10 protein-coding genes are annotated in these 10,796 nt (G+C 36.2%); all 10 read left to right on the forward strand.

Annotation, left to right across the window (positions count from 1 at the left end; all coding sequences use genetic code 11):
• Positions 1–6: 6 nt before the first annotated feature.
• Genes G3I01_RS06600 through G3I01_RS06645 form a run of 10 tightly spaced genes read left to right on the forward strand, consistent with a single transcriptional unit; the run spans position 7 to position 10,726 of the window.
• The gene (locus G3I01_RS06600; RefSeq protein WP_219552177.1) at positions 7–1,071 is read left to right on the forward strand and encodes a glycosyltransferase family 4 protein; all 1,065 of its coding nucleotides are present in this window, start codon (positions 7–9) and stop codon (positions 1,069–1,071) included.
• A gap of 25 nt (positions 1,072–1,096) precedes the next feature.
• Positions 1,097–2,341: a glycosyltransferase family 4 protein gene (locus tag G3I01_RS06605; RefSeq protein ID WP_219552179.1), complete on the forward strand. Its 1,245-nt coding sequence runs from the start codon at positions 1,097–1,099 to the stop codon at positions 2,339–2,341.
• Positions 2,342–2,353: 12 nt separating this feature from the next.
• The gene (locus G3I01_RS06610) at positions 2,354–3,709 is read left to right on the forward strand and encodes a hypothetical protein (protein WP_257710809.1); all 1,356 of its coding nucleotides are present in this window, start codon (positions 2,354–2,356) and stop codon (positions 3,707–3,709) included.
• Between the two features lie 45 nt (positions 3,710–3,754).
• Positions 3,755–4,819 (forward strand): glycosyltransferase family 4 protein, encoded by a 1,065-nt coding sequence (locus tag G3I01_RS06615; protein WP_219552181.1) that lies wholly within the window; start codon positions 3,755–3,757, stop codon positions 4,817–4,819.
• A 37-nt stretch (positions 4,820–4,856) separates the two neighbouring features.
• Complete coding sequence (locus tag G3I01_RS06620; RefSeq protein ID WP_219552183.1) at positions 4,857–6,029, forward strand: glycosyltransferase family 1 protein; 1,173 nt, start codon at positions 4,857–4,859, stop codon at positions 6,027–6,029.
• The gene (locus G3I01_RS06625) at positions 6,026–7,252 is read left to right on the forward strand and encodes a glycosyltransferase (protein ID WP_257710811.1); all 1,227 of its coding nucleotides are present in this window, start codon (positions 6,026–6,028) and stop codon (positions 7,250–7,252) included. The genes G3I01_RS06620 and G3I01_RS06625 overlap by 4 nt, the downstream gene beginning before the upstream one ends.
• Positions 7,253–7,270: 18 nt before the next feature.
• Complete coding sequence (locus G3I01_RS06630; RefSeq protein ID WP_219552184.1) at positions 7,271–8,233, forward strand: glycosyltransferase family 2 protein; 963 nt, start codon at positions 7,271–7,273, stop codon at positions 8,231–8,233.
• Between the two features lie 11 nt (positions 8,234–8,244).
• Entirely contained in the window at positions 8,245–8,862 is a 618-nt protein-coding gene (locus tag G3I01_RS06635) for a putative colanic acid biosynthesis acetyltransferase (protein WP_219552185.1), read from the forward strand.
• A gap of 45 nt (positions 8,863–8,907) precedes the next feature.
• Positions 8,908–9,750: a glycosyltransferase family 2 protein gene (locus G3I01_RS06640; RefSeq protein ID WP_219552186.1), complete on the forward strand. Its 843-nt coding sequence runs from the start codon at positions 8,908–8,910 to the stop codon at positions 9,748–9,750.
• A gap of 4 nt (positions 9,751–9,754) precedes the next feature.
• On the forward strand, positions 9,755–10,726 hold the full coding sequence (locus tag G3I01_RS06645) for a UDP-glucuronic acid decarboxylase family protein (protein ID WP_219552188.1): 972 nt from the start codon (positions 9,755–9,757) through the stop codon (positions 10,724–10,726).
• The last annotated feature ends 70 nt before the right edge of the window (positions 10,727–10,796 follow it).

A 10,796-nucleotide genomic window follows, 5' to 3' on the forward strand; every position in this document is an offset into this window, starting at 1 on the left:
TGTAAAATGGAACTTAAAATATTATTTATATCTCATAATTTCAGTCCTTTTATAGGTGGTATAGAAGTTATATCTGAGGTGCTCGCGAATTCCTTCGTAAGAAAAGGCCATAAAGTACATTTACTCACCTGGTCTAAAGATAATAGTGGGAAAACCTACCCCTATAAAGTAATTAGAGACCCTAATGTCATAACTCTATTTAAGGAGCATCGCTGGGCAGACGTGGTATTTGAAAATAATCCATGTTTAAGACTTTCGTGGCCGCGTTTATTCTTCAAAAAACCATCGGTGATTTCTTTACAAACATGGGTTTCCAGAATAAATGGAAGTATAAGTCTTAAGGATAAAATAAAATTGAAATGGTTAAAAAAGGCAAATAAGGTTATCTCCTGCAGTACAGCAATAAGGAATCGTTGTTTTCCAGAATCCGTTGTTATTCAGAATCCTTACCGGGAAAACATTTTTCATATTAAACCCGAAATATCTAGGGATAAGGAGTTTATTTTTCTAGGTCGGATGGTATCTGATAAAGGAGCAGAACTTGCCATAAAGGCCTTTAGTAAGTTTTTTCATGATAAAAAAAATTCACCAGATCTAAAATTAACCATGGTAGGAGATGGTCCTGAAAGGAAATATCTGGAAAAACTTGTAGATAATTTCAAACTTAATAACAGTGTGAAATTTACTGGACCTCTTTGTGGCGAGCAGTTAGTAAGTTGTCTAAACGAGCATAAATTCTTACTTGTACCTTCAGTCTGGGAAGAGCCTTTCGGTGTTGTTGTATTAGAAGGAATGGCATGTGGTTGTATCCCAATAGTTTCAGATGGCGGAGGGCTACCTGAAGCAATAGGAAATGGAGGCCTTATTTTTAAAAGAGGCAATCTGGATCATCTTTATGATTGCATGCAAAATGTGATTGGAAATAGATTGCTTCAGGAACAGTATCGGTCACAGGCTGAAAACCATTTGATGAGACATCGGTCTTCAATAATAGCACAGAAGTATATTGAGGTAATAGAATATACCTTCAAAAATTATCAACTGACTAATTTTCAGGAGATCTCTATCTAGCTTTTTATTTTAAAATCAGAATTCAATGAAATTAATTCTATCACACCCAACTGGTAATGCATTTGTTAGGGCAGCAGCCAATGGTTTTCTTAATGAGAATATACTGTTGAACTTCAATACTTCTGTTGCATCTTTTCCAGGTAGTTTGGTAGATAGACTGGGAGGTATAGGTCCATTATCTGAGATCCGTAGAAGGCGTTTTGATACCCGGTTAAAACCTATTACAAATATTTGGCCTTGGATGGAACTGGGTCGACTTGCAGCAACAAGAATAGGATTAAAATCTCTGGTTGAACATGAACACGGAATTTTTTGTGTAGATGCTATTTATAAATTTCAGGATAAGAAGGTAGCCAATATAATAAATCAGTTAGGCTCTAATAAAGCTAATATAATATATGCATATGAAGATGGTGCGGTTTCCTCCTTTATGGCGGCTAAAGAAAACGGTCTTGAATGTGTTTATGATCTGCCAATCGGATATTGGAGGGCTGCAAGAGAATTAATGGGGAAAGAAAAGAATTTGAGACCAGAGTGGGCAAAAACGATTTTAGGATTTAATGACTCTGATACAAAACTTGCAAAAAAAGATCTTGAAATTGAGATGGCAGATTTAATTATTGTTGCCAGCAAGTTTACAGCAGAAACCTTGAAGTTATATCCGGGAACTTTACCTCCGGTGAAAATAGTCCCATATGCTTTTCCTGAAGTCGGTAAACCTAAAAACTATTCCAGACCAAATAAAAATAGACCATTAAAGCTACTTTTTGTTGGAGGACTATCTCAAAGGAAAGGCATTGCCTATCTATTTGAAGCAATGGAGGAGTTAAGATTAAATGTAGAGTTAACGATAGTTGGTCAAAAATCTGTTCCAGATTGCCAGGTTTTAAATGAATCACTTCATAAATACAATTGGATTTCCAGTTTGCCACATGATAAGGTTCTTGAGCTAATGAGAGAAAATGATGTACTGGTATTTCCCAGTTTATTTGAAGGTTTTGGACTTGTTATCACCGAAGCTATGTCGCAGGGAACCCCGGTTATTACTACTAACCGTACCGCAGGTCCAGATTTAATAACCCACGGAGAAAACGGGTGGATCATAGAAGCTGGATCAACTAAGGCAATTAAAGAAATTATTGAACATATCAGTTTAAACCCAGGTATTATTGAAAGAGCAGGAAAAGCGGCACTTGAGACAGCGAAAAAAAGGTCCTGGAATACCTATGGCAAGGAACTAGCCGATGCCGTAATAAGGAGTTTTAACTGAGAAAATTATTAAATGTCAGAATACACCAAACCTAACCTGGGGAGTCTGGATAGAATAAGGTCAGGAATTCTTGATTCTTATTCTTATAGTCCTACAGTAGCTTCAGATATAGACTTATTATATAAAAGGGGCGTATGGTTGTATTTCTGGTTATTAATTTTTGAAGGAGCTCTTCGAAAATGGATTCTACCTGGCCTTGCGGAACCTTTGCTCGTAGTTAGGGATCCATTAGCCATTTGGTTAATATATAAGTGTTTCACAAATAATATATGGCGACCTAACAATTATGTGGTCGTAATGTGGGGACTTACTATTTTATCCTTAGCCATTACGATGATCATGGGACATGGAAATCTGGTTGTAGCTATCTACGGATTTAGAATTATGGCAATTCATTTTCCTTTAATTTTTGTAATAGGAAAGATTTTCAATAAAAATGATGTAATAGAACTAGGTAGAATAATGTTATGGACCACAATCGCTATGACAATTCTAGTGGGAATCCAGTTCTACAGCCCGCAATCTGCATGGGTCAATATTGGGGTTGGAGGCGATACACAAGGTTCTGGTTTCAGTGGTGCTGCAGGCTTTTATAGAGTACCCGGTACCTTTTCTTTTACTAACGGATTGTCTTTGTTCTACGGGTTTTCGGCAGCCTACATTTTTTATTTCTGGGCTTCTTTAGGAGTGGTTAAAGTCAATAAATTAATATTGATAATCTCGAGTGTTGCGCTATTAGCGGCAATTCCATTAAGCATAAGCAGGGGAGTTTTGATGGAGATTATTCTTTCGGCCATTTTTATGTTTGCGATAGTTGGTAAGGATCCCAGGACGATAAAATCCATAATCGCGGTGGTTATAGCAAGTGTAGGACTTTTTTTTGCATTGGGAAATTTCAGTTTTTTTGAAACAGCATCATCCGCATTTGTTGAAAGATTTAATGTTGCCAGTTCAGTTGAAGGGGGACTTGAAGGGACATTATTAGATAGGTTTCTCGGAGGCTTATATATGGCGGTAACCGATGCTAACGCTTCATTTACAGGACTGGGATTAGGAATGGGAACTAATGCCGGAGCAAAAATGATGTTGGGCAGGCGTGAATTTCTTATTGCTGAAGGTGAGTGGGGCCGTTTGATTGGTGAGATGGGATTTATCCTGGGGGTTATAGCTATTCTAATTCGGGGAAGTTTAGTTATCCAAATGCTGAAAAAATCTTGGTCCGCAATAAAGCTGGAAAATAAATTGCCTTGGATGTTAATGAGTTTTGGAGCAGTTAATATTTTACAGGGCCAATGGGCTCAACCTACCGCTCTTGGCTTTAGCGCACTAATAGGCGGGCTGGTAATAGCTTCACTAAATGAAGATTAAACATACTAATGTCTTAAAATTTAATCATCATTTTAGTTTCTAAAAATGCCATTAAAGATCTTATTGCTTTCTAATAATTTTTATCCTTTTATAGGCGGAATTGAGGTTAATTCCGAAATTCTGGCAAAGGCTTTTGTGGAACATGGACATGAAGTTTGTGTGCTTACATGGTCTCGTGATCCAACTAAAAAAGAATTTCCATTTGAGGTTGTTAGATCACCGGGCTATTCTCAACTTCTAAAAGTGCATTCATGGGCAGATATTGTTTTTGAAAATAATCCCTGTCTCAGGCTAGCCTGGCCGGCAATAATATTTGGAAAGCCATCCATTGTAGCACTAAATACCTGGATCTCGCAGGAGGATGGTAATAATAAGATACAAGAGAAACTAAAGGTGCTATGGTTAAAACGAGCTAAAAAAGTAATAGCAGTAAGCCATGCTTTACGAAAAGTGATATTCCCATCTGCTACGGTTATTGTGAATCCATACCGGATGAACTTATTCAAAGTAATGCCGGAAGTGAAAAGGACAAAAGACTTCGTTTTCCTAGGTAGACTGGTTTCAGATAAAGGCGCTGATATGGCTATTCGAGCCATCTATAGTTTGAAAAAAACAGTATCTGTAGAAAAAAACCTTGGAGTTGAGCCAAATTTAACAATTATAGGAGAAGGGGAAGAAAGGCAAAATCTTGAAGAATTAGTAAGGAACCTGGAGTTAAAAGATAATGTACTATTTAAAGGTTTCCTAAGAGGTGATGATCTGGTTAAATGTTTAAACCACCACCGGTTCATATTTATTCCTTCAATTTGGGAAGAGCCATTTGGAATGGTAGCATTAGAAGGTATGGCTTGCGGCTGTTTGCCCATAGCTTCAGATGGTGGAGGACTTCCTGAAGCGGTTGGAAGAGCAGGCATAATATTTACTAAAGGAGACTTGGATGATCTTCTTAAACAGACATTAGAGATTTTGCGAAATCCAGATAAAGAGGAGGAATACAGAAATGAGATCAAGCAGCATTTAGCCTACCACCAATCGAATCTTGTCACAAAACGTTATTTAGATATCATTGATGGCGTTACTTCAGGGAAAAAGTTACCTGATACGAGATAATTGGTCTTACTAGTTTGTAGAAGATTCAGTTAAAATTATGCATATCGTAATATTTATTCATCCAGATTTTAAAAACTCACAGAGTATGCCCAGGTATGCAAATATGTTAGCAGAAGGCATGAGAAAAAAGGATCATGAGGTAGAAATTTGGACGGCAAAAAGATATTTCCATAAAATACCTGGACCTGATTTTATGAAGAAATGGTTAGGCTATTTAGATCAATTTATTCTCTTTCCGGTTGAGGTAAAAATGAAACTTATAAAATGTTCCTCTAACACCCTTTATGTATTTGCAGACCATGCATTAGGTCCCTGGATATCGCTAGTTTCAAAAAGGCCGTTCGTGGTACATTGTCATGATTTTCTTGCCCAAAGGTCGGCTCTTGGTGAGATCCCGGAAAATGCGACGAAAGTTTCAGGTAAATTATACCAAAAACTGATAAGGAAGGGCTATAAAAAAGGAGTAAATTTTATTTCAGTTTCAGAAAAGACAAGGCAGGATCTGCATAGTTTTTTAAACTTCGAGCCGAGACTATCAAAGGTTGTTTATAATGGACTTAATCAAGATTTTAAACCTGGAAATATTGAAAAAGCTCGAAAGGAGCTCGGGAAGAAGTTGAATTTAGAACTTAGATCAGGTTTTATATTACATGTTGGAGGAAATCAATTTTACAAGAACAGGAAAGGTGTAATCGAAATTTATGATGCTTGGCGTAAAATCTCTGCTAAAGATTTACCTCTATTAATGATAGGTTCTGTACCAACTAAAGAACTAATGGCTCTTAAAGAGAACAGTCATTATTCTAAATCCATTTTTTTCCTTTCAGATATTTCAGATGAATATTTAAGACTTAGTTATCAGGGTGCTTTTCTTTTATTATTTCCATCCCTGGAAGAAGGTTTCGGATGGCCAATCGCTGAAGCTATGGCAAGCGGATGTCCTGTTATCACCACGGGAGAAGCTCCTATGACTGAAGTTGGAGGTAATGCATGCAATTATATTCCAAGGATGCCTAAAGATTTAGATTTAATTAAATCCTGGGCAAGATATTGTGCCAAAATTGTACATGAGGTTACAGACATGCCGTTAGAAAAACGAGAAAAGCTTATTGCCGATGGAATCGAATATGCAAAACGTTTTGATTCAAATATAGCGCTTGAAAAAATTGAATCCATTTATAAAGAGGTCCACCAAATGCACCAGATATGAGAATTCTGAGAGTAATAGCAACCATGGATCCTAGAAGTGGAGGTCCCTGTGAGGGGATTAGAAATAGTATTCCTGTGCAGAAAAAGTTCGGAATAGAGAATGAGGTACTCAGTTTTGATTCCGAAGGGGAGGATTTTATAAATAGCAGTAAATTTAAAATACATGCAATAGGTCCCGCTAAAGCACCTTATGCATATTGTGCTGGTCTTAAAGGCTGGTTAGAAGAAAACATTGAAAGCTTTAATGTTGTCATTATTCATGGCTTATGGCTTTATAATAGCTATGGTACTTATAAATTATGGAAAGGTTTAAAGAAAAAGAATAAGAAGGTTCCTGGACTTTTCGTGATGCCACACGGAATGCTAGATCCATATTTTCAACGATCGAAAACCAGAAGATTCAAAGCTTTAAGAAACTTAATTTTCTGGAAATTAATAGAAAAGCGAGTAGTTAATGGAGCTGATGGGTTATTGTTCACCTGTGAACAAGAATTGTTACTAGCCAAGGAAACCTTTAAAGGTTATAATCCAAAAGCAGTATTTAATGTAGGCTACGGCCTACAAGCTCCTCCTTCAAAAAAAATAAAATTTTTAGAAGCTTTTCTAGAGAAATGTCCCGAAATAAAGGGTAAATCATATTGGTTATTCCTCAGCAGAATCCATCCGAAAAAGGGAGTGGACCTATTAATAAAGGCATATCTAAAACTCAAAAAAGAGGTTGAAGAAATTCCAGATATGGTAATTGCTGGCCCAGGCCTGGAGACACCTTTTGGTAAAGAAATTCAAAAATTAGGAACACATTCAAGTATTCATTTTCCAGGAATGCTAAAAGGGAAGGCAAAATGGGGTGCTTTTCATTTCTCTGAGGCATTTATCCTTCCTAGCCATCAGGAGAATTTCGGTATAGCCGTCGTTGAAGCAATGGCCTGTACAAAACCAGTTCTAATAACCGATCAAATAAATATCTGGAAAGAAATTGAAACCGGAAACGGAGGATTTATTTCTAAGGACACTGAGGAAGGTATTTTCCAAATGTTAAAAAAATGGTACAATCTTTCAGATCTGACCAAAGCGGAAATAAGTTTAAATGCCTATAAAGTTTACAGGGATAAGTTCTCTATTGAAAAAACAGCATTGAAAATGGTTGAATGCGTACAGGATAACAAAAGTTCAGGGATGGCATTCTTTAATAAAAGAGATCAGGTTTACCAGGCGAGGGTTTAAGGATTTATTTATTTAAAAATGAAAGTTTCTGTTATCATTCCGGCTTATAATGCTGAAAAATATATAGGTAGATGTTTGAATAGTATTCTACAACAGACCTATCGAAACCTTGAAATTATAGTCTTGAATGATGGAAGCACTGATAAGACAGCCTCCATAATTAAAAGTTATGTGGAAGTTGATGACCGCGTAACTTTAATAGATAAAAAAAACTCAGGAACCTATTTAACCAGAAAATTGGGAATGCAAAGCTCCACAGGCGAATCCATTTTTCATGTAGATGCAGATGATTTTCTTGAATTAAATGCGATTGAAATTCTCGTAAATGAAATGATCAAAGCATCTTTAAATCTGGTAATAGGTAACCATTTCCACATAGTAAAAGGGAAAAAAAGGATTGTGAAAAATGTTTTACCTGAAAATCAAAGTAAGATTGAACTTGTAAAGAGTTTGCTTAATAATGATATAAAAGGCTATGTCTGGGGAAGGCTTTTTAAAAGAGAACTGATAAATAATCTAGATTTCGAAGCAGAAAATTTACTCCAGGAGGATTTTTTAATAAATCTTCATGTTTTTATTAATAATGATATGAGAATTGGGGTAGTAGATAGCCCGGTTTACAATTACATAATTCATCCCAATAGCGCTAACTCCTCAAAGAATCCTGTCTTTATCGAGAACGTTATAAATTTCAATCAAATAGTTGAAAAAATATTATATGATGCGAAGTTTGATAAAGAACTAGTAAGAGAATTTAAACTTTATAAATGTCGAAATTGGGTTATTTATGCCAGAATGGGAGGGAAATTAACCAGGGATAAAAAATTTGTAAATAATTTTTACAAAGAAAATTATACAGAATATTCAGTAAGAAATCTGGCTGCTTATCAAAATTTAGAAATGCTGGGTTATAGATATAATTATACAACCGGGCAATTCTTAACCCGGTCTTTCAAAAAACTGCAGGAGGTACTATTTTAAGATAGTTAGAAATGGCACAAACCTTAGTAGAAACCACAAGTTTTAGCTTGAGTAACAAATTACTCCGAGCCCTTTGGAAATTATCGTACCTCATATTTTTCAGGCCTTTCACACTTGAGGTTTTTAGAAAATGGCGAAATATTGTCCTTAGGGTCTTTGGGGCAGTAATTGGCAAGAACTCTAATGTTAGAGCTACAGTTAAGATTTGGGCGCCATGGAATTTGGAAATAGGGGACTTTTCAAGCGTAGGTCCCTCTACAGATATTTACAATCAGGGAAAAATAAAAATTGGCAATAGGACAATTATTTCTCAAAAATCTTATTTGTGTGCTTCAACCCATGATCACAACCTGCCGAATTTCCCCTTATTGACTAAACCAATAATAATAGGCGATCAAGTATGGGTTGCCGCTGATGCTTTTATAGGTCCAGGAGTGACCATTAGGGATGGTGCTGTTATTGGCGCTAGGGCTGCAGTTTTTAAGAATGTGGATCCCTGGACCATTGTTGGCGGGAATCCTGCTGAATTTATTAAGAAAAGAAATTTTGTAAGCAACGGGTCTAGTAAATCCACCTCGAAAGAATTTAAAGTTAAAGATCCTCTATCAATCGGGAATATTCAACTTTAATCTATCAATAGTTCTTTCTGAATTTTCTAATTCAAAAATCATAAAATGGTTTCTGTCGTTATTCTTACCAAAAACGAAGAGCTTGACCTGGCAAGGTGTCTTAATTCATTAACATGGACTGATGATGTCCATGTTCTTGACTCGGGTAGTGAGGACAGAACTGTAGAGATCGCATTAGAATATAATGCAAAAGTAAGCAACCATCAATTTGAAAGTTTTGGTGCACAAAGAAACTATGCCCTTGATAATTTAGAATTAAAATATGATTGGATACTTTTTCTTGATGCAGATGAGGTGGTGACCCCGGATTTCAAAAATGATCTTATTTCGTCAATTTCAGAAGCAGATGATGAAACAGTTGGTTTTTATTGCTGCTGGAAAATGATCTTGGAAGAACGCTGGTTAAAACACTGTGATAATTTCCCAAAATGGCAATTTAGAGTTTTAAAAAAAGGAAAGGCTGAATTCACCGATTTCGGCCATGGTCAAAAGGAAGGTAAGGTTGATGGAAAATTGGAATATATAAAAGAGCCTTATCTTCACTATAGCTTTTCTAAAGGTTGGACTCAATGGATTGAAAGGCATAATAAGTATTCAAGTCAGGAAGCCGAAGCCAGGCTGGATAATTGTCCACCTTTCAAAAACATTTTTAATAGACACTCCAGCACTAGAAATCCAGCCCTGAAATCATGGTTAATCAAAGTTCCGGGATGGCCGTTTCTCAGATTTCTTCATGCTTACTTTTTAAATTTAGGCTTTCTGGAAGGATCCCCAGGTTTTATCTACTGCATTAATATGGCCTACCATGAATTTCTTATCTCCATTAAAATAAGGGAAATGAAAAGAAAGAAGCGTCAGGTGGAATTAAAAACTATCAAAACATTTTAAGATCATGAAAAGAATTTTAATCACAGGAGGAGCGGGATTTATAGGATCTCATCTTTGCGAACGTTTGCTTAAGGAAGGGAATGAGGTAATATGTTTAGATAATTACTTTACGGGAGCTAAAAAAAATATAGTTCATCTGCTGGATAATCCTTATTTCGAATTGGTGCGACATGATATCACCATGCCTTATTTTATTGAAGTAGATGAGATTTATAACCTGGCTTGTCCGGCTTCTCCCGTGCATTATCAATATAATCCCATCAAAACCATTAAAACCTCTGTGATGGGAGCAATTAATATGCTTGGACTTGCCAAAAGAGTTAAAGCAAAAATATTGCAGGCTAGTACCAGTGAGGTATATGGAGATCCGGAAATACATCCACAGCCGGAATACTATTGGGGAAATGTAAACCCAATTGGTCCAAGATCATGTTATGATGAAGGTAAACGTTGTGCAGAGACGCTCTTCATGGATTATCATATTCAAAATAAGGTAAACATAAAGATTGTTAGGATTTTTAATACCTACGGCCCCAATATGAATCCAAATGACGGCCGGGTAGTTTCTAATTTTATAGTCCAGGCATTGAGCGGTGAAGATTTAACAATTTTTGGTGATGGAACTCAAACCAGGTCTTTTCAATATGTTGATGATCTCGTGGAAGGTATGATAAGAATGATGCATACTCCAGATGAATTCATAGGGCCTGTAAACCTTGGAAATCAAAATGAATTTACCATGCTTGAATTAGCTGAAAATATTATTGATTTAACGGGGTCCTCTTCAGGAATAATATTCAAAAGCTTACCGAAGGATGATCCTAAACAACGCCAACCAGATACTACTAAGGCAAAGGCCAATCTTAATAACTGGGAACCAAAAATTCAATTGCGAGAAGGTTTAGCAAGAACAATTGAATACTTCCAGGCGACGTTGCTTACAAATGGTAGACAGAAAATCAGGATAAATGCCTGAAAATTAAAGTTAGATAACTACCGCCCCCTTTCTTTTATAGTTAATCCCAAATTTTCCAAGTACTAACTTT

Source organism: Gramella sp. MT6, from assembly GCF_019357415.1.
Classification (GTDB): Bacteria; Bacteroidota; Bacteroidia; order Flavobacteriales; family Flavobacteriaceae; genus Christiangramia.

What these genes read in the sequence shown, in the direction of transcription:
- G3I01_RS06600 (WP_219552177.1), top strand. Translation starts at nt 7, where the DNA reads ATGGAACTTAAAATATTATTTATATCTCATAATTTCAGTCCTTTTATA.
- G3I01_RS06605 (WP_219552179.1), top strand. Translation starts at nt 1,097, where the DNA reads ATGAAATTAATTCTATCACACCCAACTGGTAATGCATTTGTTAGGGCA.
- G3I01_RS06610 (WP_257710809.1), top strand. Translation starts at nt 2,354, where the DNA reads ATGTCAGAATACACCAAACCTAACCTGGGGAGTCTGGATAGAATAAGG.
- G3I01_RS06615 (WP_219552181.1), top strand. Translation starts at nt 3,755, where the DNA reads ATGCCATTAAAGATCTTATTGCTTTCTAATAATTTTTATCCTTTTATA.
- G3I01_RS06620 (WP_219552183.1), top strand. Translation starts at nt 4,857, where the DNA reads ATGCATATCGTAATATTTATTCATCCAGATTTTAAAAACTCACAGAGT.
- G3I01_RS06625 (WP_257710811.1), top strand. Translation starts at nt 6,026, where the DNA reads ATGAGAATTCTGAGAGTAATAGCAACCATGGATCCTAGAAGTGGAGGT.
- G3I01_RS06630 (WP_219552184.1), top strand. Translation starts at nt 7,271, where the DNA reads ATGAAAGTTTCTGTTATCATTCCGGCTTATAATGCTGAAAAATATATA.
- G3I01_RS06635 (WP_219552185.1), top strand. Translation starts at nt 8,245, where the DNA reads ATGGCACAAACCTTAGTAGAAACCACAAGTTTTAGCTTGAGTAACAAA.
- G3I01_RS06640 (WP_219552186.1), top strand. Translation starts at nt 8,908, where the DNA reads ATGGTTTCTGTCGTTATTCTTACCAAAAACGAAGAGCTTGACCTGGCA.
- G3I01_RS06645 (WP_219552188.1), top strand. Translation starts at nt 9,755, where the DNA reads ATGAAAAGAATTTTAATCACAGGAGGAGCGGGATTTATAGGATCTCAT.